Genomic DNA, 25270 nt, shown 5'->3' with positions numbered 1-25270 from the left:
ACAAGAAAGGAGATTTTTATGAAATTCAATAAAATATTATTAAGCTTTGCTGTGGGGGCTTTGGCACTGGGAATTGCTGGCTGCCAAAGCGACAACGACTTCCTGGAAGAGCATTCCTACAGTTTGAATGGAAAAACCCTTTACAATACGCAGAACGAGATTGAGATGGCCCTGAATGCCTGCTATCAGTCAGGAACCGCCAGCACGAATGGAGGAATCCAATATCTGTTCTACGGTCCTAATGGAGGTCATAACTATATGTTGCATGGGCCAGGCCTTGACCAGTTCGGCTCTACAAGTGCCAATAACTTCTGGAACAATCCAGCCTCGTTCGGAGCAACAAATAATGGAAATGGACGCCACTGGTTTGACGGCCTGTACAACATCATCAATTATGCCAACACCGTAATTGACATGATCAATGAGCGCAAGATTACCTATACAACCGATACCAAGAAAAATGAACTTCTGGGTGAAGCACGGTTCATACGGGGGTGGTGCTATCGCTGTTTGGCCGGTTTCTTCGGCAGGGTTCCTCTCCTTGAGCATCATACCACACAAATAGAAACGGGCTATAAGGTGAGTGAGCGTCAGCAGGTTTGGGAGTTTGCGCAGAAAGATTTCACTTTCGCCGCCGAGAACATGCCCACCTCTCCTCGTGAGATAGGTTGCCCAAGTCGTGCTACCGCCGACCATTATCTTGCGGAAGTAGACCTTGCGTTAGGCGATTTTGATGGCGCTATTGCGGCAGCTTCGCGTGTTATCAATAAGACCGATGGTGATTATCAGCTCATGACAAACCGCTTTGGTGTTCGCGCCTCAGAGACTAAAGACCGCTATGGTCATCCTGTTAATGCTTATTGGGATTTGTTCCGTGCCGACGCAAATGGTAACACAAATCAAGATTATGGTGTGAATGGCAATAAGGAAGCTCTTTGGACAGCGCAGTTTAATTATGGTACTTATTCTACTGGTGGTTCTGGTATGGCTTGGTGGCGTGTTCGTGGTTATAATGGTTGGGAATCCCAGTGGAATCCCAATGCACTTACCCGTGATAATGCTGGCACCAAGACATTGAGTAACGGGTCTAAGGTCTATACCTGGACTGCCGACGGCGCTTGCTATCCTGCAGGTGTGAAGGGATCTAATCGCTTGGCTTCGCAAGATGGAATTACCGATCCTGCTGTTGCCTCCCGTTATCGCATGACCACGACTCCAAAAGACTCCTTAGGAGGCGGTTATAGCTATGTCGGTGGCATGTGGATGCTTTCAGAGCACACCCTTTGGGATATCTGGGGTATTCCGCGCGGTTCGGATGAATATAAGAATATCAGGGATTTCCGCGGTTCGGAGGCAATGATGCAGCGTAACTGGTATGGACCGGGCGGAAAGGGCATCCGCGACCTCTACAGGGTGATTCTCCAGCGTCATAAAGACAACCCCAACGAGCCTAATTTAGAGGTTCTCGGTAGTGATACCTTGACAGTTTTACAGCCTCGCTTATGGAAACTTTCCGAAGACCGGCATTCTCATGGAAACACTCAAGAGTATGCCAATGAGCTTTATCTTGCTCGTGTAGCCGAGACCTATTTGCTTCGTGCCGAGGCTTATCTCGCCAAGGGGGATGCTCAGAAAGCGGCTGACGACATCAATGTCTTGCGTGATCGTGTAGGAGCGCCTCACTGCTCTGCCGCTGATATGGATATCGATTATATCCTTGATGAGCGTACCCGTGAGCTTCTGGGCGAGGAGCATCGTTTGATAACTCTGAACCGTCTGTCCTGCAATCCCAACTGTGGAACTTATGTAACTTCTAAGTATCCCACTCAAGACGCTACCACTTCTAATACCCTTTATGAGCGTACCCGCAAGTATAGTATCAGCTATACTAATATAACAGCAGAACAGAATGCCAGCTACGGTCGTACGATAGACAATAGCGGACATGTGGAAGGCCAGGTGGGCAGCACTCCCGGTGTGCCCCGTTATGTATCGGGTATCAAGCCATGGATGTATCAGTATCCTATTCCTACACAGGTAATAGACTCTAATACGGGTGCGGAGTATCCGCAGAATCCAGGCTATTAATATCCTTATTTTAACAATCAGTTCTCGGAGTGGCGGTGAAAATTCACCGCCACTCTTGTTTTCCGTCCCCGATACTTTTGTCTCCTAAGCTTGTATATATTATGGAAAAGCATTATCTTTGTTGAAAAATCATGCAATGAAGGTTTCTGTTTTTTGTTCTGCAAATAGCGTGATAGATCCGGATTTCTTCGCTATGACCGAGGAATTGGGGCAATGGCTCGTGCTGCACGGCCATTCCGTCGTGTTCGGAGGCTGTAATCTGGGACTTATGGAGTGTATTGCGAGGTCGGTGAAGGAGGCGGGTGGACAGACTGTCGGCGTGATTCCTCGCCTAGTAGAAGAACACGGTGAAATCTCAGACTATGTAGATGTAGAGATTTTCTGCGATAATCTTTCCGACCGCAAGGAGCTCATGTTGCGGCACAGCGACGCAGCCATAGCCCTTCCCGGTGGCATCGGTACGCTCGATGAGATCTTTACCATGGCGTCTTCCCACACGATAGGATACCATCATAAGCCCGTTGTCCTCTATAACATGAAAGGCTTCTGGAATAAGACCATAGAGATGCTCGACGATTTGCAGGCTCGCGGTTTCATTCGCGGCGACTACCACGAGGTCATAGCCGTGGCTGACAACCTTGAGGAACTGGCTAAGCTGCTTACTTAGGTTCGCGTTTGAAGAATTTGTTGATGATGATGGCGATGGCTCCGTCTCCCGTTACATTACATGCCGTGCCGAAGGAATCCATGGCGATGTAAAGGGCTATCATCAGTGCTTGTTGGTCGCTGCCGAAACCGAGAATGCTCGCCAGAGGTGCCAGGGCTGCCATGACGGCTCCCCCCGGCACGCCTGGTGCGGCCACCATCATGATGCTTAGCATCAGGATGAAATTCACGAAGAGCAACAGGTCGTGGGGCAGTCCTTCCAACAGGCAGATAGCGAGCGCGCAGGCAGTAATTTTCATGGCCGAGCCCGACAAGTGAATCGTTGCGTTCAGCGGTATGACGAAGCCCGCAATCTCTTCTTTCACCCCGTTTTTAATCGTTTGCTTCAGGGTAACCGGTATGGTTGCGGCCGACGAAGAGGTGCCCAAGGCTGTCAGATAGGCAGGAATCATTGTTGCTAAAAGCTTCAGGGGGTTCTTTCCTACAAAGGCGCCGGCGATGAAGTATTGGTAAAGAAGGATGAATACATGCATCACGAAGATGACAATGATAATCTGTGCGAACACCAGCATGATGCGGTAGGCTTGTCCGGAGTGCGTCATATTCAGGAATACACCAAAGATGTAGAGCGGCAGCAAAGGGATGAGCACCTTGCTGATCGTAATGGTAATCACTTTCTTGAAGTCATTGAATACCTCCCTGAGGCTGCCGAGGTTGGCCATCGTGATGCACAGTCCCACGACAAAGGAGAATATCAATCCGCTCATGACATCGAGCAATGGCGGGATGTTGAGCATGAAGTAAGGCATTATCTTCACGCTTTCTTCCGCTGTCCTGCTGAAATGGGAGTTGGCTATCATGTCCGGGAACAGCCACGACCCTGTCCCATATGAGAGGAATCCGGCACAAATCGTGTCGAGATAAGCCAGTATCACCGTTACGAGCAGCAGCCGTCCGGCTCCCTTGCCGATGTCGGCGATAGCCGGAACCACCAGCCCCACGATGATGAGAGGAACCATGAATCCGAGAAACTGGCTGAAAATGCTGTTGAAGGTCTCGAATACCCTTACGAACGGCAAAGGGAAGAAGTTGCCACAGAGGATGCCCAGAATAATGGCCAGGATGATGCGGGGAAGCAGTCCGAGCTTGTTTTTCTTCATGTCGTGATAGTATTAAAATCTTGAGAAAGGTGTTTTTCCAAAAAGACAAGTTTCCTTTCCGGTTATGTGGGAAAGGGAAAAGGCTTTCCGGCAGAGGTTTTTCCTTGTGAGATTGCCCTTGCCACGAAAGCCTCTTCAGTCCTTGTTCTTATTCTCGCCCATGGCCAGTCTATTCGCCTAAGAGCTTCTCTGCCATCGCCTTGCCCAGCGCCTCGCACTGTGCCTTGACTTCCGGCGTGAGAGCCTGTTTCATCTCCACGGGTTCGCCCACGGGTTCGAAGTGAATCTTGTTCTCGTTCCAGTCGCTGATTTTCTGTACGGCTTTCCCTGCCCAGGCAAAGCTTCCGAACCAGCCGATGTAGTGGTTCTTGATATCCTTGTTGGCGATTTCCGACAGCAGGGTTTCCATTTCGTGATACAGGCCGTTGTTGTAGGTCGGCGCGCCGACGATAAGTCCCTTGAAACGGAATAGGTCGCGGAGGATATACGAGTGGTGGGTCTTTGAGACATTAAACATCCCAATGTTCTTTACGCCTGCCTCCGAGGCCGCCTTGGCGATGACTTCCGCCATTCTTTCGGTGTTTCCGTACATTGTGCCATAGCAGATGAGGAGTCCCGGTTCAGTCTCGTAACGGCTCATGCGGTCGTACATTTTTACCACCTCTTTTACATATTGATGCCATACGGGGCCATGCGTGGAGCAGATATAGTCGAACTTTATCTCGGCCAACTTCTTCAATGCGTTCTGCACGGGGGTACCATATTTCCCCACGATGTTGGAGTAGTAGCGAATCATTTCCAGCCAGCACCAGTCGGTGTCGATGGCTTCGTCCAGGATGCCGCCATTCAGCGCGCCGAAGCATCCGAATCCGTCGCCCGAGAAAAGGATGCCGTCGGTGGTGTCGAGGGTCATCATGGTCTCCGGCCAGTGCACCATCGGGGTCATGTAGAAGTTGAGCGTGTGATATCCGAGGCTGAGTGTGTCGGCGTTTTTCACCTCTGCTTCGTTCTCTTTGATGTGATAGAAGCCCCCCATCATGTCGAAAGTCTTCTTGTTGCCGATGATCTTTATGTCCGGGTAATACTTCAGGAGGAGGGGCAGCGAGCCGCTGTGGTCAGGCTCCATATGGTTGATGACCAGATAGTCTATCGGTCTGTCGCCGATGACTTCATGTATATTCTCCAGGAATTGGGGGAAGAAGTCCACCTCTACGGTATCGATCAGACACACTTTCTCGTCATCGATGAGGTACGAATTGTAGGAAACTCCATAGGGCAGAGGCCATAGTCCTTCGAATAACGCCTTGTTGCGGTCGTTTACACCCACATAAAAGACCTTGTTCTTGATTTCTTTCATTGCTTCTTTCTTTATTTTCTTTATTGGTTGAGTTCTGTTTTCATCCGTTCCCCGAATTCTTTGGGGACATAGTTATAGGGGCTCTTGCAGCATTCACAGGCGAAAAGCTGGGCATAGCGCATCAGCCCGTCCCACTGTTCCTCGCTGAGGCCTTGCTCTATTTTCTCTCGCGTGATGCCCAGCCGCAGCAGTCCGTAGATGAATCCCGCATTGAAGTTGTCGCCGGCTCCGATGGTGCTCACGGTCTCCGTAGAGCTTACGGGGTATCTCTTCTTAAATGCGTTCTCCGCCCTGACCTCCACGGCTCCGGCTCCTTGCGTATGGATGAATCTCTTGCAGTAGAAGGATATCTCGGAGTTATACACCTTGTCCGGATCATCTTTTTTATACAGCGTTTCGAAGTCCTCGCTGCTTCCGCGCACGATGTCGGCATATTCCAGATTCTCCAGCAGATTCGGCGTGATCCGCATCACTTCGTTCTTATGGGCCGGCCGGAAGTTCACATCATAATAGATGATGGCTCCCCGGTTTCGCGCATAGTCCAATAGGCCCACCACCTGAGGTCGGGTGGCTGGGCTCACGGCATAGTACGACCCGAGGATAACGATGTCGTCAGTCTGTATGCAGGGGTAAGTGAAGTCCGACAGGTTGTTCGTCTGGTCTTTATAGAACAGGTATTCTGCGTCGTTGTGCTCGTTGAGGAATGCCAGCGAGATGGGCGACTTTCTGTCGGGATGCCGGTTCACATGGTCTGCGTTCACGCCGTTTTCGTTGAGAAAGGTGATAATCTTATCGCCCACGCGGTCGTTTCCGGTTTCTGAAATGAAGCAAGTCGCTGCACCTGCCCTGCCCAACGAAATGAGCGAGTTGAATGTCGAGCCGCCAGGGTAGGCTCCTATGGGCTGCCCATCTCTGAATATGATGTCGAGAATAGTTTCTCCGATTCCGATGACTTTGCGCATGATGTTGGTATGAATTGATATGCAAATATCTGAAAAAAAGAGCAGAAAACAAAGTAAAATTCCGTATTTTTGCATCTGATATGAAATATAATACCCACAAATTGGGAAACGGGCTCCGTGTCATACACCTTCCGTCGGAGTCCCCCGTACTGTATTGTGGATACGGGATAAATGCCGGCACACGCGACGAAAAATCCGGTGAAGAGGGACTGGCGCATTTCTGCGAACATGTAACCTTCAAGGGCACTGCCCGCCGCAGGCCTTTCCAGATCATCAATTATCTGGAAAGTGTGGGAGGCGACCTTAATGCTTTCACCAACAAGGAGGACACCGTCTACTATGCGGCGATACTTAAGGACCATCTGGAGCGGGCGGTCGACCTGCTCTCCGACATCGTTTTCCACTCCGTCTATCCACAAGCCGAGGTAGAGAAGGAGATAGAGGTTATCTGCGATGAAATCGAGAGTTACAACGATTCACCCTCAGAACTCATCTACGATGATTTCGAAAACCTGATTTTCGACGGTCATCCGCTGGGCCATAACATACTGGGTACGGCCGAACGGGTGCGCTCATACACCACGGCCGATGCCCTGCGCTTCGTGAATCGCTTCTACACGCCTTCCAACTCGATATTCTTTGCCTATGGCGACATCGACTTCCAGAAATTGCTGAGGTTGCTGGAAAAATATACCGCCGACATTCCTGAAAGCCGGAGAGCTACCGTTACGGAGTCTGCGAAGGCCTCCTCGTGGGGGCGCTTAGGGCAGACCGTCGTCCGCGATCGCCATACCCACCAGGCACATGTGATGCTGGGAACGCGCGGCTATGATATCCACGATGAACGGCGCATGGCACTCTATCTGCTCAACAATATGCTCGGGGGGCCGGGTATGAACGCCAGACTGAACCTCGCCTTGAGGGAACGCCACGGGCTGGTCTATACCGTAGACAGCAGCATGGTGAGCTATGGCGACACCGGACTGTGGTGCACCTACTTCGGGTGTGATGCCGAAGACATCGGCCGGTGCCTGCGGCTCGTGCGAAAAGAACTCGATGAAATGGGCAAAAAAGAGTTCTCCGCACCCAAACTGAACAAGGCAAAGAAGCAGATAAAGGGTCAGATAGGCGTGGCGTGCGACAATCGTGAGAATTTTGCCATCGACTTTGGCAAGAGCTTCCTGCACTATGGTCGGGAGCAGGACATCACTTCTCTCTATGCCCGAATTGACGCCATTACTCCCGGACAACTGCGACAAGTGGCCCTAGAAATATTCAGTAGCGACCGTATCACTACCCTTATTTATCGTTAGAAGCGACTTCCTGTATGTGTTTCAATGGTTGAAACTCTTAGTTTCAATGACTGAAACGCCGGGTTTCAGCTGCTGAAACTCCGATTACAAACGGCTTGTAATCCTCCGGCAGGCGACATCCTCGTTCGCGGAAAGCGGTTTCCCTATAAATAGAAGATGGCTTCGTTGCCCTCGTTGAACAAGAGGTCGAGGATGCTTAGGTTGCCTTGGAATCCAAATTTTTGTTGGTATACTTGGTAATAAGGCTTGCTTTCAAACTCGTTGTCGGGTTGCGGATGCTTGGGGTGGATGGCTTCCCGGAAGTCGGCGGTGGCTTCCGGAATATCTTTTTGATATTTCGTGGTGAGAGAAATATGAGGTCTTATATCGATGAAATCGCATATTTTTAGTGTGGTTTCCATGTTAAAGTCCAATAGAAAATCCCATTTTCGCTCGAAGAAAGGGGCTATGTCATCGGCATAGAACTCGAAGAAAGGGCTCTCGCCGTAGGCCGAGAGCAGGGCATTCCAGTGCAAGTGGCGCCAGTTGCCGTGGTCGCTGATGCGGATATCCTTCATCTCGCACTTTGCGCCTTCATATTTTTCTATCGGGATGGAAAGGGCTTGCAGACCGTTGGTGGTGGCTATGAGGCAGCGGTTTCGGAAAGTCTGTTTCTGATAGTTGTCGTGGCATTCTATCCGGCAGGCATCATATCGGTTTAGCTTCTGATACCACTGCACCGGGCCGAAATAGGTGGAAGTGAGAAGGGCGGTCGTCATGGGATGGACTTTAGCCAGCGGTTTTTGTCCAGTCTGCCGTTGTGGAAGTTATAGATGACGAGACAGGCGCGCCCGATGATGTCCTTCCCGGGCACCAAGAGCAGGCAGTCGTCCTTTGCGGAGCCTATGGCGTAAGGAGCCTGATAGGGCCATGAGCAGGCTTGGCAGTCCTTGGGGAGCGCGAAGCTCTTGCCATAAACGCTGATCGTGTCTCCCGGCAAGGCGTTCACCTTACCGATGAGCACTTTGCGGGAAGACGCGCTCCCCGGGGTGTCCGTAGGCAAATAAAAAGCGATGAAATCGCCTTTTCTGACGGGTGATTTCATGATTCGCGCATATCGGAACAGGGAGTCGCCACCGGTTCTGAGGCCATAGCTCCATCGGTTTACGATGACCCTGTCGCCCTGGAGCAATGTGGGCTCCAAGGTTCTGTCGGGTATGATGTAGACGGTCAGCGCCAAGGCTCTGACGAGCAGCAGCACGAAGAATGCTGCCCCCAGTGAGATCAGGAACTTGACGGCATTCCTCATGTCTGTGGTTTACTTGATATCGTCCACCCAACGGAAAAGCCGGCTCCACCGGATACCGCCGATTCCATGGCGGTCGGGGTCTGAACTCCACCAGATGAAAATAGGTTTTCCGACGATGTGGTCTTCCGGAACAAACCCCCAATAGCGTGAGTCGGCGCTGTTGTGGCGGTTGTCGCCCATCATCCAGTAATAATCAAGCTTGAAGGTATAGCTGTGCGCGAGCTTGCCGTTGATGTAAATCTGGTTGTTTTTCACCTCGAGCTCGTTGTTCTCATACACCTTGATGGGGCGCTCGTAGATAGTGATGTTGTCCATGTTGAGGGCGATGGTTGCCCCCTTCTTGGGTATCCAGACCGGACCGTAGTTGTCGCAGGTCCAGCCCGTAACGGTATTCCAAGGGTAGAGATTGCCCGGGTAGGGTCCGGTATTCAGCTTGATGCTCTCCACGAGGTCTCTCCGGGCACTCAACGCCTTGATTGCAGCCTTTGTCAGGGGCATGTAACCGTTCTGGTTAAGGCTCGTCAGGTCTTCCATGGAAATGCCGAGTTGTTTCATCAGCTCATCCGGAAGATCAGCCTTGAACTTGACATAGTAGGTGTACTGCACATTTTCCGGCTCTTTGTTGGGCTTCCCGTTAAGATACACGATGCGGTTCTTGATCTGGAGAGTCTGCCCCGGCAGTCCTACGCATCGCTTCACATAGTTCTCCCGGCGGTCGGTGGGGCGCCAGCCGATGTCTCCGAACTGGTTGGGGTTGGCCTTGATATAGCTGCGGCCGATATTGTATATCTCGGCGAAATAGTCATATTGTTCCTGTTTGTTGAGCGTACTCACATCTACATGGTCGGGGTATCGTTGGTTGTAATAGTATTCCCCGAAGGAGTATACCATTGAGTAGTAGTCGTTTTGATACTGTGGTTCCGTGCAGATAGAATCACCTGCGGGATAGTTGAACACTACGATGTCGTTGAGCTTCACATTGCCCAAACCCTTCACGCGGCGGTAGTCCCACTGCGGCCAGGGTATGTAGCTCTTGGTGTTGATGATGGGGAGCGTGTGCTGGGTGAGCGGCATGGTAAGAGGAGTCTGTGGTATGCGCGGCCCGTAACTCATCTTGCTGACGAAGAGATAATCGCCCGTGAGCAGTGATTTCTCCAGTGAACTGGAGGGAATGACATAGTTCTGGAAGAAAAAGAGGTTGATGAAATAGACCGCCACGAGGGCAAAGACGAGGGCGTCTACCCAGCTCATGACCCATCGCACGGGGCCTTCCGAATCTTTCCACCATTGCCAGCGGATTTTCTTCGTGATATAAATGTCGAAGATGAAGGGCACTACGAGCAGTCCCCACCAGCTTTTCACCCAGTATAGGAAGATGAGATAAAGCACCGATACGATGATGAACTTAATCCATTGGTGCGTCATATTGAGCTTTGCTTTTTCTTTATCTATCATGGTTCAAGATGTTTTTTAGAATTTAAACAGGTCGCTTGTCGTCAGCAGACCGGTGTGGTTCAGGGTGTATTCTGCGGCCAGCACGGCACCGAGGGCAAATCCTTTGCGGCTGTGGGCGTCGTGGGTGATGGTGATCTTGTCGGCTTCCGAGTCGTAGGAAACGGTGTGTATGCCCGGCACTTCGGCATGTCGCACGCTGTTGATCAGCAGCTCTTCGGGTTTGTGGCAGTCGTCCCCGTCTATGCGTCCGTCATCCCATGTAGTGGTTCCTGCCTTCCAGTTGCTCTTGCGGTCAATGTTGTCGACGATGTCTTCTGCCAGCGTGATGGCCGTTCCCGACGGTGCGTCAAGTTTGTGGACATGGTGCACCTCCTCCATCTCTACCTCGTATTGCGGGAACTGATTCATGATTTTTGCCAGATATCTGTTGACCGCAGAGAAGATGGCAACGCCAATCGAGAAGTTGGAAGCCCAGAAAAGGGTTTGCTTTCCGTCCTTTGTCAGGCTCTCCACATCCGCCTTGTGGTCTTTCATCCACCCCGTGGAGCCCGACACAACCTTGACATTATGTTCGAAGGCCTTTAGGTAATTGGCATAAGCAGCGGTCGGATTAGTGAATTCGATGGCAACATCAGCCGATGCAAAAGCAGGAGAATCGAAGTCTTGAGGATTGCCTATGTCGATAATACTCACGATTTCGTGGCCACGGGCAAGGGCGATCTGCTCAATCATGTGCCCCATCTTGCCATAGCCGATCAATGCTATTTTCATAATTGCAATTACTAATTACACAACAAAGGTAGTCATTTTTTTACTCATTCCTTTATCTATTACGAAAATTTTAGTAGTTTTGCATTTTAGAAAGAAATATTACCGACAAGCATGGAGGAGCTGATTCACTATTGTTGGAAGCACAAGTTGCTTCCCTTAGGCGGTTTGAAAACCACCGAAGGAAAGGTCGTCGAGGTCATCGACCCGGGCCTCCATAATCTTAATTCGGGGCCAGACTTCTTCAATGCGAAGGTCAAGATCGACGGTACTTTGTGGGTTGGGAATGTTGAAATACATGACAAGGCAAGCGATTGGTTTGCTCACGGGCACGACCATGACGCCCATTACGACAATGTGATTCTGCATGTGGTGGGGAGGGCCGATGCCGAGGCCACGACTGCCCGTGGCATGATGCTTCCGCAACTGAAGCTTGAAGTGCCGCAAGAAGTAAGGAACCATTACAAGGAACTGCTCACCATTGATCAGTATCCGCCATGCTACCAGATCATTCCCGACCTCAGCAAGTTGATGCTTCACAGCTGGATGAGTGCCTTGCAGACAGAGCGACTGGAGCAGAAGACCGAGGCCATCAGGCAAAGAGCCGACGACTGCGGCGGCAGTTGGGAGGCAGCCTACTTCGTAACCCTGGCCCGTAACTATGGCTTCGGCATCAACGGCGAGGCCTTCGAGACATGGGCAAAGACGATTCCCTTGCATGCCGTGGACCATCACCGCGACAATCTTTTCCAGATAGAGGCCATCTTTATGGGACAGGCGGGGCTTCTCGAGCTTAATGGAGTTCCGGAACGGTATCGGGAAGAAACGTCTCGAGACGAGTATTTTGCAAGGTTGAGGAATGAATACCTTTACCTGGCGCATAAGTTCGGCTTGCATCCCATGGACCATGGGCTATGGCGATTCCTGCGGCTGCGCCCCCAGAACTTTCCCCATATCCGCATATCGCAGCTCGCAAACCTGTATTTCGGGCGGAAAGCGAGCCTTAGCCAGCTCATGGACTGCACCACCGTGGAGCAGATGGAGGGTATTCTGGAGACCCGGGTAACGCCTTATTGGGAGACGCACTACATCTTCGGCTCCGAGAGCAGCAAGAACGAGAAGCACCTTTCTCCGTTCTCCCTCAACCTCCTCATGATAAACACTGCCATCCCGATGCTCTTCGCCTATGGGCGACACAAGTCGTCGGACAAGCTCTGCGACCGTGCCTTCGACTTTCTGGAGCAGCTAAAGGCGGAGAATAACCATGTAGTCAAGATGTGGAGGCAGTGCGGCCTGACGGTCGGGAGCGCCGGCGACTCGCAGGCATTGATACAGTTGAAGAAAGAATATTGCGACAGGAAGGACTGCCTTCGTTGCCGGATTGGATACGAATACTTAAAGACAAGATGAGCAAATATATTTATGAGACCCGCATGGAGGTGCGAGATTACGAGTGTGATATTCAGGGCATCGTCAACAATGCCAACTATCTGCACTACATGGAGCATACGCGCCACCTCTTCCTGCTCAGCACCGGCCTGAGCTTTGCCGAGATGCACCGGCGCGGAATAGATGCCGTAGTGGCGCGGATGAACCTTCAGTATAAGACCCCTCTCTGCTGCGACGATGTCTTCATCTCGCGGCTGGGACTGCGAAAAGAAGGCCTCCGTTATGTTTTCAGTCAGGATCTTTTCCGTGAAAAGGATGGGAAATTGTGCTTCCGGGGCATCGTGGAACTCGTGGTTCTCATCAACGGGAGGCTTGGGAACAGTGAGGAATACGACCGTGCCTTTGCTAAATATCTGGAGACGGAATAGATGGACGAGCAGGAAATACTCTATTCCATAGCCCTCACCCGCATCAATTACTTCTCGCTGGCCGGCATGCTCGAGCTCTATCGTCGGTTGGGCTCGGCAACGGCAGTGATGGAGCACCGCAAGGATATCCGTGAGGTAGTCCCCGATGCATCGCTCCGGTTGGCCGAGGCGTTCAAGGATGTCAGTGAGCCTATGCGCCGTGCGGAGGCCGAGTTGCAGTGGGACAGGGCGAACGGAGTAGTTCCGATCTGCATGCTCGACGACCGTTATCCCCAGCGTCTCAAGGAATGTGCCGACGCCCCGCTGCTGTTGTTCTATAAAGGGACGGCCGATCTCAATCAGGCAAGGGTGATAGACATTGTCGGAACACGGCACTGCACGCTCTACGGGGTGGATATCATCCGCCGTTTTTGCGCCGACCTGAAGCAGCTCTGTCCGCAGGTGCTCATCGTGAGCGGGCTTGCTTACGGGGTGGATGTCAACGCCCATCGACAGGCATTGCAGAATGGATTCCCCACGGTGGGTGTCCTCGCCCATGGACTGGATGACCTCTATCCTCGCCAGCATCGGCAGATTGCCGATGAAATGGCGGAAAATGGCGGGTTGCTGACAGAGTTCCTCACCTGTACGAATGCCGACAAGATGAACTTCGTGCGGCGCAACCGGATCGTGGCGGGCGTCTCCGACGCGACGATTCTCGTGGAGAGCGGCCCTAAGGGAGGAGGTCTTATCACTTGTGGAATCGCCCAGAGCTATGGGCGTGATGTCTTTGCGTTTCCCGGCCCCGTAGGCTCGGAGTTCAGCAAGGGATGCAACAACCTGATCCGCGACAACGGGGCAGCCCTCATTTCGAATGCCGAGGACTTCGTCAAGGCCATGGGCTGGGAGACGGAGCAGCATCTCTCCGAAGCCAGGCAGCAAGGCATCGAGCGCGAATTATTCCCGAATCTGTCAGAGGATGAGCAGAAAATCGTGCATGCCCTCTCGCGTCAGAATGACCTTCAAGTCAACATCCTCACCCTCAAGACAGGCATTCCGGTTCCCCGGCTCTCGGCCTTGCTCTTCTCTTTGGAGATGAAAGGCGTGGTAAAAACTTTTGCCGGAGGCATGTATCATTTGCTCAACTGAGGATTTTTTCCTATCTTTACACCCGTAATGAAGATTGGCAACATAGAATTCGGACCGCGCCCTCTCTTCCTCGCCCCGATGGAAGATGTTACGGATATCGGCTTCCGCATGCTTTGCAAGCGGTATGGAGCCGCCATGGTCTACACCGAGTTCGTGTCGGCCGACGCCATTATCCGCTCTATCAAATCCACGCTTTCCAAGATGGTCATCGACGAAGCGGAGCGCCCCGTCGGCATTCAGATTTACGGCAAGGATGTGGATTCCATGGTCGAGGCCGCCAGAATCGTGGAGCAGGTTCGTCCTGATGTCATCGACCTGAACTTCGGCTGCCCGGTAAAGAAGGTTGCCGCCAAGGGCGCAGGCAGCGGACTGCTGAGGAATATACCCCTGATGCTCGAGATTACGCGGGCGGTGGTGGAGGCCGTAAAGACTCCCGTTACCGCAAAGACACGCCTTGGATGGGATATGGACCATCTGATTATTGCCGATCTGGCCGAGCAGTTGCAGGACTGCGGCATTCTGGCACTCACCATTCACGGGCGTACCCGTAGCCAGATGTATACCGGCAAGGCCGACTGGACTCCCATCGGCGAGGTGAAACGGAATCCCCGCATCCACATCCCGATTATAGGAAACGGCGACATCGCCACTCCCGAGCAGGCCCGGCAAGCGTTTGAAGCCTACGGGGTGGATGCCGTCATGGTGGGCAGGGCCACTTTCGGCTGCCCGTGGATATTCCGTGAAATGAGGAATGCCGTCGATGGAATGGGCGATTCTGGCAGTTCGCTCGACCTCGACACGAAGATAGATGTGCTGGAAGAACAGCTCCGAATCAATGTCGCGCGCATCGACGAGTATCGCGGCATCCTGCACACTCGTCGCCATTTGGCGGCAAGTCCGATATTCAAGGGTATTCCCGATTTCCGGCAGACACGCATTGCCATGCTGCGGGCCACGACCGAAGAAGAACTTATGACCATCTTGGAATCGTGCCGCACACGGCTGAAGAATTTGTAAAAGGCGGTCTTCCGTCTGACAAAATCGACGATTTTGTCCCACGATTTCGCCGATTTTGTCGTTCAATCTCGCCGATTTTGTCTTTCGGAAATTAGTCTCTTGTTTCTCATGTTCTCGTTTCTCCATGCGTTTTTTATCGATGGAATGGACGGAAATTGTAGATAAAAAGACTTTGATTTGCAGGGAAACCAAGACTTTACGGTTTGCTGCAGGTGAGAAAAATAATAGGCTGAATTGCGGTTGATAGCAGATTTTTTAGTATCTTTGTCCATTGAAAACGATAAACTTAATAACATACGATGAAACATTTCAGAATTTTTGCTTTGGCAGTTTATGCCTTTGCGGCTTCAGGCATGCAAGCTCAGGAGAGCGCATTGAAGGCCGGTTTCGTGAATCCCCCGCAGGAGGCTCGCCCCCAGGTGTGGTGGCATTGGATGAACGGAAACATCTCGAAGGATGGCATCCGCAAGGATCTCTTGTGGATGCGGCGCGTGGGCATCGGAGGTTTGCATATCTTCGACGCCGGACTGAAGACCCCGCGGGTAGTTCCGAAGCGCATCACCTTTATGACGCCGGAATGGAAAGACTGCTTCAAGTATGCCGTCGACCTGGCCGACTCATTAGGACTTGCTACTACGGTAACCAGTGCTCCGGGATGGAGCAATACCGGAGGACCCTGGGTGAGCCCCGAGGATGCCATGAAAAAGCTGGTATGGCGAGAGATGGTGGTGCAGGGCGGCTCTACTTTGAAGGTGCAGTTGCCGGAGCCTTTCAGGACGAGCGGCCCCTTCCAGAATGTTCCTGCCAGCGACAAAACCCATTTGCAGACTTACTATAAAGACATTAGCGTGCTTGCCGTACCCCTTTCTCCAACGGATTTGAGCATGCGGCAAATGGGGGCTAAGATTACCTCGAGCGACGGCACTTTCACCCTTCAGCAACTGACAGATGAGGATCTGGTCGAGGCATCCAAGCTTCCGGGTGATACCGCAAAGGGATACAAATGGATTCAAGTGGAGTTCGACAGGCCCTACACCATCAAGGCTCTGAGCGTCGCGGACGGCCGTACCTGGCGTGTCTGGACGACCAACGAGCCTGCCGCGACAAAGTTCTTGCAGGCCAGCGATGACGGCAAGACATTCCGGGACATCTGTAAGATACCCATCGGCGGAGCCATGCTCCAGACGGTGAACATTCCCTCGACGACCGCAAAATACTTCCGTGTCTGCTTTGAGAATCAGAAGAGGCCGATTGCGGTAAGCGAACTGTGTCTCTACACCGTCAACAAGGTGAATCGCGCGGCCGACAAGGCTGGGTTCGGAACGCCCTCGAATGTGGCGGTATGCCCTACCGTGAGCAGCGACGACGAGCCGCGGTTGTCCGAAATCGTAGATTTGACCGACAAGGTGGATGCCAACGGCCGGCTTGTCTGGAAGGCGCCCAAGGGCAGATGGCGCATCTACCGCTTCGGTTATTCCCTTACCGGGAAGCAGAATCATCCGGCTTCACCCGAGGCGACAGGCCTTGAAGTGGACAAGCTGGATGCCGATGCTGTCGGCCGTTATCTCGACCATCTCGTAGATATCTATCAGGAGGCTTCGGGAAACAGGATGGGCAAAGGGGGCATCGAGTATATGATGTTCGACAGCTATGAGGCCGGAATCTACACTTGGACTCCGAAAATAAAGGAGGAATTCAAGCGTCGGAGAGGCTATGAGCTGGCACCCTGGATGCCGGCACTGGCAGGACAGATTCTGGAGAGTGCCGAGACGACCGACCGCTTCCTCTTCGACTGGCGCAAGACCCTCTGCGAGCTCATTCAGGAAAACCAATACGGAAAGGCAAGGGAGCTGCTCCATCAGCGTGGAATAAAAACCTATATGGAAAGCCACGAGTCTTCGCGCCCCTTCCTTGCGGACGGAATGGATGTGAAGAAGAATGCCGACATACCGATGGGGGCCATGTGGTCGAGTGCCAGACTGATGGATTTCAAGGACAAGACCGAGAACGGCAAACAGGCCGACATTCACGAGTCGGCTTCCGTGGCACATCTCTGGGGACAAAACCTCGTGGCTGCCGAGTCGCTGACCGCCAATGGGAATGACGGCATCGGTCTGGCTTATTCACTCTATCCAAGCATCCTGAAGCGCGTCATCGATCTCGAGTTTGCCAGCGGCTTGAATCGCGTGGTCATCCATGAGAGTGCCCATCAGCCCGTGGATGACAAGATTCCGGGACAGGGCTTGGAGGTTTATGGTCAGTGGTTTCATCGTTTTGAGACATGGGCAGAGCAGGCAAAGCCGTGGACCGATTACCTCGCGCGCACCAGTTATATGCTCTCGCAGGGTCAGTATGTGGCAGATGTGGCTTGCTATTATGGCGAGGACACCAATGTAACGGCTTGTTTTAACAACGACTTGCCGGCCGTTCCGCCTGCTTACAGCTATGACTATGTGAACACCACGGCACTCGTTGACCTGCTTTCGTATGATGGTCATGACTTCGTGGCTCCATCGGGCATGAAATACAAGTTGCTCATGCTCGACAAGAATACAACGAGGATGACCGTGCAGGCTCTCAGGAAACTCGATGAAATGGTGAGGAAAGGAGCTCCTGTCTGTGGGGAGAGGCCTTCCGTATGCCCCTCTTTGAGTGATTCGAAGGAAGAGTGGAGCCGTCTTGTGGACGATATTTGGGGCAAAGTGCGCAAGAATGTCTATACGGGTATGTCGGTCGGCGATGCACTCAAGGCCCTTGGCGTGGCTCCCGACTTTGAAACCGATGACATGGACAGCCTGCGGTTTGTGCACCGTAGGACGCCTGACGCCGAGATATATTGGATAAACAACCGCTCTTTTCACGGCCGCAAGATGAATGCGACCTTCAATGTGCGCGGCTTGAAACCGATGGTCTGGCGTCCGGAGACAGGTGAGGCCGAAGAGGTGAACTACCGTATTACCGATGAAAGCTCAATCGTAGAACTGGACATGATGCCGGGCGATGCCGTGTTTGTGGTTTTCCAGGGAGAAGTAGACCGCCATGCTATTCAGAATCTGCCGAAGACAACGCTCTCGGACTTAAGAGCCATTGATGGTACCTGGACCATTCATTTCCAGGAAAACCTCGGTGCACCGGAGCAGATAACCACGGACAGTCTGAAGTCTTACACGGAATCAAGCGACGCCGGAATCAAGTATTTCGGAGGGACGGCCGTCTATACCAATCATTTCAAGCTTTCGAAGAAAGAGCTTAAGCAAGGACGGATACTTCTGAATCTGGGCACGGTGTATTATCTTGCTGGGGTTAAGGTGAATGGACAAGACTTCGGTTGGCAGTGGAAATCGCCTTATTCCGTGGATATTACAGACGCCCTGAAGAAGGGTGATAATCAGTTGGAGGTCAAAGTAACGAGTTTGTGGCGAAACCGCATCATCGGCGACCGACAACCCGATTGCAAACATCATTATACCTACACCTCGTTTAAGTTCTATGATGCTAAGAGCCCGCTGATTCCTGCCGGCTTGGTGGGGCCGGTGAGACTGCAGGTGAAAAAATAGAGAATGCTCCTCGTCTCCTCTGCGGGAGACGAGGAACTGCATGACAAGGTATCGGGCTGCGTCTTCGATTGTATTATCTACTATCTGGTAAGACATGTTCTGAATCCTTGCGTGATAGTTTTTAAAGAGATGAAGATATTAGAGAAGTTCAAGTATTGTCCGGTTTGTGGCAGCAGGCATTTTACCCCGAACTCGGAGAAAAGCCTGTTTTGCGGGAATTGCGGGTTCGAGTATTTCGTGAATCCGAGTTCCGCCAACGCTGCGTTTATCGTGAATGGGAGAGGTGAACTGCTCATTGCCCTTCGCAAGAAAGAGCCGGCCAAGGGAACCTATGACCTTCCCGGTGGTTTCGCCAACGAGGATGAGACCCCGGAGGAGGGAGTGGCGCGGGAAGTTATGGAGGAGACCGGTCTTCAGGTAAAGGAGGCGAAGTATCTCTTCAGTTGTCCGAACAAGTATTGTTATAGTGGCGTCGACATTCCCACCCTCGACCAGTTCTTTCTCTGCAAGGTGGATGATTTCTCCCCGCTCAAGGCAGCCGACGATGCGGCAGAGCTCCTCTGGATGCCTGTCGGAGACATCCGTACCGAGCTGTTTGGCCTGCGCTCCATACGCAATGGGCTCCGTCTGTTCATGGAAAAATATAAGGCAGGAATATAGAAACCGATAAGAAACGGGTCGGGATATGGGTTTCTGTGGTGCTGGCAACGGGCAGACAGAATACAGGGAAGCTCCCTTTTGGGTTTTCCGGAATGAAAGTTTCGGGGAGATAAAGGGAGCAAAAAAGCGCATCTTGTAATATTCGGGAACTGAAACGGCATCTATTTTCCTTAAAAAAATAAAAAAAATCCCTATATAATAAGGTATAAACTAAAACTTTGCTTACATTTGCGCTCCAAATATAAGTTATTCGCGACCATGCAAGAGAATTTAGTTATAGTAGAGAGTCCTGCCAAGGCAAGAACCATAGAGAAATTCCTTGGAAAGGACTTTAAGGTAATGTCAAGTTTCGGACATATCCGCGACCTGAAGAAGAAAGAGTTGAGCATTGACGAAAAGACAATGGAGCCTCACTACGAGATTCCCGAGGAGAAGAAGAAACTCGTGAGTGAACTGAGGAAGAATGTGAAGCAAGCCAAGAAAGTTTGGCTCGCTTCCGATGAAGATCGCGAGGGAGAGGCCATCTCATGGCATCTGTGCGAGGTGCTTGGATTGGACGAAGATAAAACCAGTCGTATTGTTTTCCATGAAATAACGAAGCCTGCTATCGTGGAGGCTATCGAGCATCCCCGTCGTCTGGACATGAATCTGGTGAATGCGCAACAAGCCCGCAGGGTGCTCGACCGCATCGTTGGGTTCAAGTTATCACCCGTATTGTGGCGCAAGGTCAAGCCGGCACTGTCTGCCGGTCGTGTACAGAGTGTGGCCGTTCGTCTGATTGTGGAGCGTGAGCGTGAGATTCAAGGTTTCAAGAGTGAGCCTTACTATCGCATCAATGCCATTTTCGGGGTAGAGAATCCTGATGGCTCCAAATCAGAAGTGAAGGCTGAACTCGACCGCCGTTTCGGCACTCATGAAGAGGCCGTGGCCTTCCTCGATAGATGCAAGGGTGCTGACTTCACAGTCGGCAGTATCGTGCAGAAACCGCTGAAGCGCATGCCGGCTCCTCCTTTCACGACCTCCACCTTGCAGCAGGAGGCTGCTCGCAAGCTCGGCTTCACCGTTACCCAGACCATGATGGTGGCTCAGCACCTCTACGAGAACGGTTTGATTACCTATATGCGTACTGATAGCGTGAACCTTTCCAAGCTCGCCATCGGAACAAGCAAGGAAGAAATTATCAGGCTTTTCGGGGCGGAGTATAGCCGTCCTCGCAACTTTCAGACCCATTCAAAGGGTGCCCAGGAGGCCCACGAGGCCATCCGGCCTACCTTTATGGCTAATACGGTCATTGAGGGAAACGCCCAGGAGCGCCGGCTTTACGACCTGATCTGGAAACGCACCGCTGCATCGCAGATGGCTGAGGCTGAAATAGAGAAGACTACGATAGCGATTGATATCGAAGGAGAAGAAGAAAAGTTCGTGGCCAACGGAGAGGTCATAACCTTTGACGGGTTCCTCAAGGTGTATCGTGAGTCTACCGATGATGAGGAAAATGGTTCTGAGGAACCGGGCAACACATTGCCGGCTTTAAAAGTGGGTGATGTTCTGGAGCGTCGTGAGATTACTTCCACCGAGAGATTCTCGATGGCTCCGCAGCGCTATACGGAAGCTTCGCTCGTCAAGAAACTCGAGGAACTTGGTATCGGCCGTCCGTCTACCTACGCTCCAACAATCTCAACTATTCAGCAGCGTGAATATGTACAGAAGGGCAATAAGAAAGGCGAGGAGCACATCTACATCGTAGATACCCTTAAGGGCATCAAGATAAGTACAAAAAACAAAAAGGAAACTGTCGGTAAGGAAACCGGCAAGCTGCTTCCTACTGATATAGGTATTGTGGTCAACGACTTTCTCATGCACAACTTTCCGGAAATTATGGATTATAACTTTACGGCCAAAGTGGAAGCGCAGTTCGACAAGATTGCCGAAGGAAAAGAGGAATGGAGCAAGATGATGAAGACTTTCGATAAAGGTTTTGAGCCTGCTGTTAAAGAGGTGATGGAGTCTCGCTCGGAACATAAGACCGGAGAACGCGAGCTTGGTATAGATCCCAAGAGCGGCAAGCCGGTATTCGTGAAGATCGGTCGATTTGGCCCTGTTGCACAGATAGGCTCTGCCGATGACAAGGAAAAACCGCGCTTCTCACAGCTGCCTGCTGACAAAAGCATTGAGACCATCACGCTCGATGAGGCACTCGTGCTTTTCAAGTTGCCGCGTGAGATTGGTAAATATGAGGGCAAGACCGTTACGATCGGTGCCGGTCGATTCGGTCCCTATATTCTTCACAACAAGAAATATGTGTCAATTCCGAAAGATCAAGATCCGCTAACTATTACACTCGAAGATGCGGTCAAGCTCATAGAGGCAAGGAATGAACAGGAAAAACAGCGCCATATCAAGAGTTTCGAGGAAGATTCAAGCATGGAGGTCCTGAACGGTCGATTCGGTCCTTACATCGCTTATGCTGGCAGGAACTATCGGATGCCTAAGGCATTGCATGAGAAAGCGGCAGAGCTTACTTACGCGGAGTGCAAGGAAATCGTGGAGAAAGCTCCGGAGCCCAAGGCACATAAGAGGAGATAAAACTTCGGAAGAACTGTTAGATTCCTCTGGAAGATCATTTTCGGAGGGTTCTCCAGTTCCTGTTGCCCATGATACGCATTATTCTCATCGGATATATGGGTGCCGGAAAGACAACTCTCGGGAAGGCACTTTCGAAGGAGCTTAAGGTTCCCTTCTATGATCTCGATTGGTATATCGAGACGCGTATGCATCGTACGGTGAAGCAAATCTTTGATGAGCGGGGTGAGGAAGGATTCCGGAAGATAGAGCGTAATATGCTCCATGAAGTTGCGGAGTTTGAGGATGTTATCCTCAGCTGTGGCGGTGGAGCCCCGTGTTTCTTTGATAATGTCGACTACATGAACGAAAAGGGACAGACGGTATATCTCAAAGCCTGCCCCGAAGTGCTTTACGAACACTTGAAAATGGGTAAGTCGGTGCGACCGCTACTTCTCAATAAGTCCCCTCAGGAGATGAAAGCCTATATACAGGAACAACTCGCACTGCGCGAACAGTATTACTCAAAGGCGCGCTATACATTGGATGTGAACCTAATGGACAACTTTGATAAAATAAGTATTACGGTAACCAAACTTAGAGAACTGTTGAATATATGAAGAAATGGACAATCGATGATGCGAAGGAGCTGTATAATATCTGTGGATGGGGCACCTCGTATTTTGGTATTAACGAGAAAGGTGATGTCTATGTAACACCCTCCAAGGATGAAGTTCAGATAGACCTTAAGGAGGTCATGGATGAACTAATTCTTCGCGATGTTACACCCCCGGTTCTGTTGCGCTTCCCCGACATCCTCGATAACCGTATAGAAAAGAATGCCAGCTGTTTTGAGAAAGCCGCCAAGGAATATGGTTACAAGGGCGAGAGCTTCATCATCTATCCTGTTAAGGTGAATCAGATGCAGCCTGTGGTAGAGGAAATGATAACGCATGGTCGTAAATTCAATCTTGGTTTGGAAGCTGGTTCTAAGCCGGAACTTCATGCGGTGATTGCCGTGCAATGCCAAAGCGATTCTCTTATTATATGTAATGGGTATAAGGATCAGAGCTACATAGAGCTTGCCCTTCTTGCCCAGAAGATGGGAAAACGCATTTTTATTGTCGTCGAGAAACTCAATGAGATAGATATTATTGCCAAGGCTGCCAAGAAGTTGAATGTAATGCCAAATCTTGGTATCCGTATCAAGCTTGCGTCGAGTGGTTCTGGCAAGTGGGCCGAAAGTGGTGGCGATGCCTCTAAGTTCGGGCTGACGAGTTCGGAACTCCTTAAAGCCCTTCAGATATTGGACGAAAAGGGCATGCACGACTGTCTGCGTCTCATCCACTTCCACATAGGCAGCCAGATTACCAAGATTCGCCGTATACAGACAGCCCTGCGTGAAGCGGCTCAGTTTTATATCAACCTTCACAAGATGGGCTATAATGTGGACTTCGTGGATTGTGGAGGCGGACTTGGAGTAGACTATGACGGAACTCGCTCTTCTTCCAGCGAGAGTTCCGTGAACTACTCTATCCAGGAGTATATCAACGACTGTATTTACACCTTTGTCGACGCGGCTAATAAGAATGACATTCAGCATCCTAATATCATTACCGAAAGCGGCCGCTCTCTGGCCGCCCACCATTCGGTGCTCGTCATCGATGTTCTGGAAACTGCGAGCCTTCCGGAAATGCCAGAGGAGTTTGAGGCTAAGGAAACTGATCACCAGTTGGTAAAAGACCTTTATGAAATCTGGGATAATCTGAGTCCCCGCTCTATGCTTGAGGACTGGCACGATGCAGAGCAGATTCGGGATGAAGCCCTTGAACTTTTTGCTCACGGCATCGTCGATTTGAAGACGCGTGCAGAAATCGAGAGCATGTATTGGAGCGTATGTCATGAGATAAACAGCCTTGCCAAGTCGCTTAAACATGTGCCGGAAGAGCTTAGAGGTTTGGACAAGTTGCTTGCTGACAAGTATTTCTGCAATTTCTCACTTTTTCAAAGTCTGCCTGATGCATGGGCTATTGACCAGATATTTCCTATCATGCCGCTTCAACGGCTCGATGAACGGCCCACGCGTAATGCGACGATTCAGGATATCACCTGTGATTCAGATGGAAAGATTGCCAACTTTGTAACGAACGGGCACATCAGGCATGTGCTGCCGCTGCACCGACTCTTGAAGAACGAGCCTTATTACCTGGGCGTGTTTCTCGTGGGTGCTTATCAGGAGATTTTAGGAGACATGCACAATTTGTTTGGTGATACTACGGCTGCACACATCAGTGTCAAGGATGGGGCATATCATATTGATCAGATTTTTGATGGAGAGACGGTAGAGGAAGTGCTTGACTATGTCCAGTATAATCCAAAGAAACTGGTCCGTCAGCTGGAAATCTGGGTAAGCAAAAGCGTGAAACAGGGCAAGATTTCATTAGAGGAGGGTAAGGAGTTCCTTAGCAACTATCGTAGTGGGCTGTATGGATACACTTATCTGGAATAATTAAGCGTGGATGGAATGCTAACGGATCATATCAATAATCAGGGATCTCTAAAAGAAATACATAGAGAACCTTTTACTGTTGTTAAGGTGGGAGGTGCTGTCGTAGAGGACGAGCGTCGCCTGAAGTTGCTGCTTGATAACTTTGCGTCCATTCCGGGTCGGAAAATACTGGTGCATGGAGGTGGTCGCAAGGCAACAAAGATTGCTGCAGCCCTTGGCATTGAGAGCAAGATGATGAATGGTCGCCGTATCACGGATGACGCTATGCTTGAGATTGTAACTATGGTATATGGCGGACTCATCAACAAAAATGTCGTGGCATATCTTCAAGAAAGCGGGATCAATGCCCTCGGACTTACAGGTGCAGACATGAATGTCATCCGTTCTCACAAACGCCCCGTTAAGGATGGTATCGACTTTGGTCTCGTTGGGGATATTGATGAGGTGAATGGAGAATATCTGAGTCGACTCGTTGAGATGGGAGTTACACCAGTCATGGCACCGTTAACCCATGACGGCAGAGGGCAGCTCCTCAACACGAATGCGGATACCATCGCCTCAGAGACGGCAAAGGCACTTGCTGCCCACTTCGATGTAACACTTGTATTTACATTTGAGAAAAACGGGGTGCTCCGTAATCCCGAGGATGCAGAGAGCGTTATTCCTGTTATTATGCGTGCCGATTTTGATAAATATATAGCTGATGGCACCATTACTGATGGCATGATTCCCAAAATAGAGAATGCCCTTTCAGCTATAGATGCCGGTGTGAGTCGCGTCATAATTACTAAGGCCGAAGCGATGAATGGTCTTCATGGGACAATCATCGAGAAATGAAAATGGGATTTCGTTTACCAGGCATTTAAAAAGATATAATAAATATGGAGAAAGTGAAAGAATGGTGCTTCGGGCAGAATGCCGTTCGAGGAAAAGTGTTAAATTTTATTTTTCCTGTAACTTTCA

General features: G+C 51.1%; 20 protein-coding genes. 13 read left to right on the top strand and 7 right to left on the bottom strand.

The annotated features are described in order from the left end of the window. Positions 1–18: 18 nt before the first annotated feature. Together C7120_RS03140 and C7120_RS03135 are read left to right on the top strand one after the other, a co-directional pair. Positions 19–2088, top strand: a complete 2070-nt coding sequence (locus tag C7120_RS03140) for a RagB/SusD family nutrient uptake outer membrane protein (protein ID WP_107620311.1) — start codon at positions 19–21, stop codon at positions 2086–2088. Positions 2089–2224: 136 nt separating this feature from the next. Further along, positions 2225–2755 carry a TIGR00730 family Rossman fold protein gene (locus C7120_RS03135; protein WP_107620310.1) on the top strand — a complete coding sequence of 177 codons (531 nt, stop codon included), beginning with the start codon at positions 2225–2227 and terminating at the stop codon, positions 2753–2755. Here the strand turns inward: C7120_RS03135 and C7120_RS03130 are convergent. The 3 genes from C7120_RS03130 to C7120_RS03120 all read right to left on the bottom strand — a co-directional run bounded on the left by C7120_RS03130 (position 2748) and on the right by C7120_RS03120 (position 6233). Further along, positions 2748–3914, bottom strand: coding sequence for a dicarboxylate/amino acid:cation symporter (locus C7120_RS03130; RefSeq protein ID WP_107620309.1), 1167 nt, complete (start codon positions 3912–3914; stop codon positions 2748–2750). The genes C7120_RS03135 and C7120_RS03130 overlap by 8 nt on opposite strands. A gap of 169 nt (positions 3915–4083) precedes the next feature. Beyond that, complete coding sequence (locus C7120_RS03125) at positions 4084–5271, bottom strand: FprA family A-type flavoprotein (RefSeq protein WP_107620308.1); 1188 nt, start codon at positions 5269–5271, stop codon at positions 4084–4086. Positions 5272–5291: 20 nt separating this feature from the next. Then, positions 5292–6233 carry a carbohydrate kinase gene (locus C7120_RS03120; RefSeq protein ID WP_107620307.1) on the bottom strand — a complete coding sequence of 314 codons (942 nt, stop codon included), beginning with the start codon at positions 6231–6233 and terminating at the stop codon, positions 5292–5294. An 80-nt stretch (positions 6234–6313) separates the two neighbouring features. On the opposite strand from C7120_RS03120, the gene C7120_RS03115 reads away from it, so the two are divergent. Further along, positions 6314–7546 carry a pitrilysin family protein gene (locus tag C7120_RS03115; RefSeq protein WP_107621359.1) on the top strand — a complete coding sequence of 411 codons (1233 nt, stop codon included), beginning with the start codon at positions 6314–6316 and terminating at the stop codon, positions 7544–7546. Between the two features lie 143 nt (positions 7547–7689). On the opposite strand, the gene C7120_RS03110 is transcribed toward C7120_RS03115, so the two are convergent. The 4 genes from C7120_RS03110 to dapB are packed head-to-tail and all read right to left on the bottom strand — an operon-like array spanning position 7690 to position 11060. Continuing rightward, entirely contained in the window at positions 7690–8304 is a 615-nt protein-coding gene (locus C7120_RS03110; protein ID WP_107620306.1) for a WbqC family protein, read from the bottom strand. Beyond that, complete coding sequence (locus C7120_RS03105) at positions 8301–8834, bottom strand: S26 family signal peptidase (RefSeq protein ID WP_107620305.1); 534 nt, start codon at positions 8832–8834, stop codon at positions 8301–8303. The genes C7120_RS03110 and C7120_RS03105 overlap by 4 nt, the downstream gene beginning before the upstream one ends. Before the next feature lie 9 nt (positions 8835–8843). Further along, a complete protein-coding gene (gene lepB / locus C7120_RS03100; protein ID WP_107620304.1) occupies positions 8844–10289 on the bottom strand; it encodes a signal peptidase I in 1446 nt (481 codons plus the stop codon). Positions 10290–10304: 15 nt separating this feature from the next. Next, positions 10305–11060, bottom strand: a complete 756-nt coding sequence (dapB, locus tag C7120_RS03095; protein WP_107620303.1) for a 4-hydroxy-tetrahydrodipicolinate reductase — start codon at positions 11058–11060, stop codon at positions 10305–10307. A gap of 111 nt (positions 11061–11171) precedes the next feature. Between dapB and C7120_RS03090 the strand changes: the two genes are divergently transcribed. The 10 genes from C7120_RS03090 to argB all read left to right on the top strand — a co-directional run bounded on the left by C7120_RS03090 (position 11172) and on the right by argB (position 25144). After that, on the top strand, positions 11172–12467 hold the full coding sequence (locus tag C7120_RS03090) for a DUF2851 family protein (RefSeq protein WP_107620302.1): 1296 nt from the start codon (positions 11172–11174) through the stop codon (positions 12465–12467). Further along, entirely contained in the window at positions 12464–12874 is a 411-nt protein-coding gene (locus C7120_RS03085; protein ID WP_107620301.1) for a thioesterase family protein, read from the top strand. Before C7120_RS03090 ends, C7120_RS03085 begins: the two co-directional genes overlap by 4 nt. Further along, the gene (dprA, locus tag C7120_RS03080) at positions 12875–14002 is read left to right on the top strand and encodes a DNA-processing protein DprA (RefSeq protein ID WP_107620300.1); all 1128 of its coding nucleotides are present in this window, start codon (positions 12875–12877) and stop codon (positions 14000–14002) included. 27 nt (positions 14003–14029) lie between these two features. Then, positions 14030–15019 carry a tRNA dihydrouridine synthase DusB gene (gene dusB, locus C7120_RS03075; protein WP_107620299.1) on the top strand — a complete coding sequence of 330 codons (990 nt, stop codon included), beginning with the start codon at positions 14030–14032 and terminating at the stop codon, positions 15017–15019. A 299-nt stretch (positions 15020–15318) separates the two neighbouring features. After that, positions 15319–18576, top strand: coding sequence for a glycosyl hydrolase (locus C7120_RS03070; protein WP_107620298.1), 3258 nt, complete (start codon positions 15319–15321; stop codon positions 18574–18576). A gap of 129 nt (positions 18577–18705) precedes the next feature. After that, positions 18706–19236: an NUDIX domain-containing protein gene (locus C7120_RS03065; RefSeq protein WP_107621358.1), complete on the top strand. Its 531-nt coding sequence runs from the start codon at positions 18706–18708 to the stop codon at positions 19234–19236. 258 nt (positions 19237–19494) lie between these two features. Further along, complete coding sequence (gene topA / locus C7120_RS03060) at positions 19495–21822, top strand: type I DNA topoisomerase (RefSeq protein WP_107620297.1); 2328 nt, start codon at positions 19495–19497, stop codon at positions 21820–21822. Between the two features lie 68 nt (positions 21823–21890). Further along, a complete protein-coding gene (locus C7120_RS03055) occupies positions 21891–22418 on the top strand; it encodes a shikimate kinase (protein ID WP_107620296.1) in 528 nt (175 codons plus the stop codon). Next, the gene (gene speA / locus C7120_RS03050; protein WP_107620295.1) at positions 22415–24307 is read left to right on the top strand and encodes a biosynthetic arginine decarboxylase; all 1893 of its coding nucleotides are present in this window, start codon (positions 22415–22417) and stop codon (positions 24305–24307) included. The genes C7120_RS03055 and speA overlap by 4 nt, the downstream gene beginning before the upstream one ends. A gap of 15 nt (positions 24308–24322) precedes the next feature. Continuing rightward, positions 24323–25144, top strand: a complete 822-nt coding sequence (gene argB / locus C7120_RS03045; RefSeq protein WP_107620294.1) for an acetylglutamate kinase — start codon at positions 24323–24325, stop codon at positions 25142–25144. The last annotated feature ends 126 nt before the right edge of the window (positions 25145–25270 follow it).

It is taken from the genome of Prevotella sp. oral taxon 376 (genome assembly GCF_003043945.1).
Lineage (GTDB): Bacteria > Bacteroidota > Bacteroidia > Bacteroidales > Bacteroidaceae > Prevotella.
This window is presented reverse-complemented; position numbering and strand designations above follow the sequence as displayed.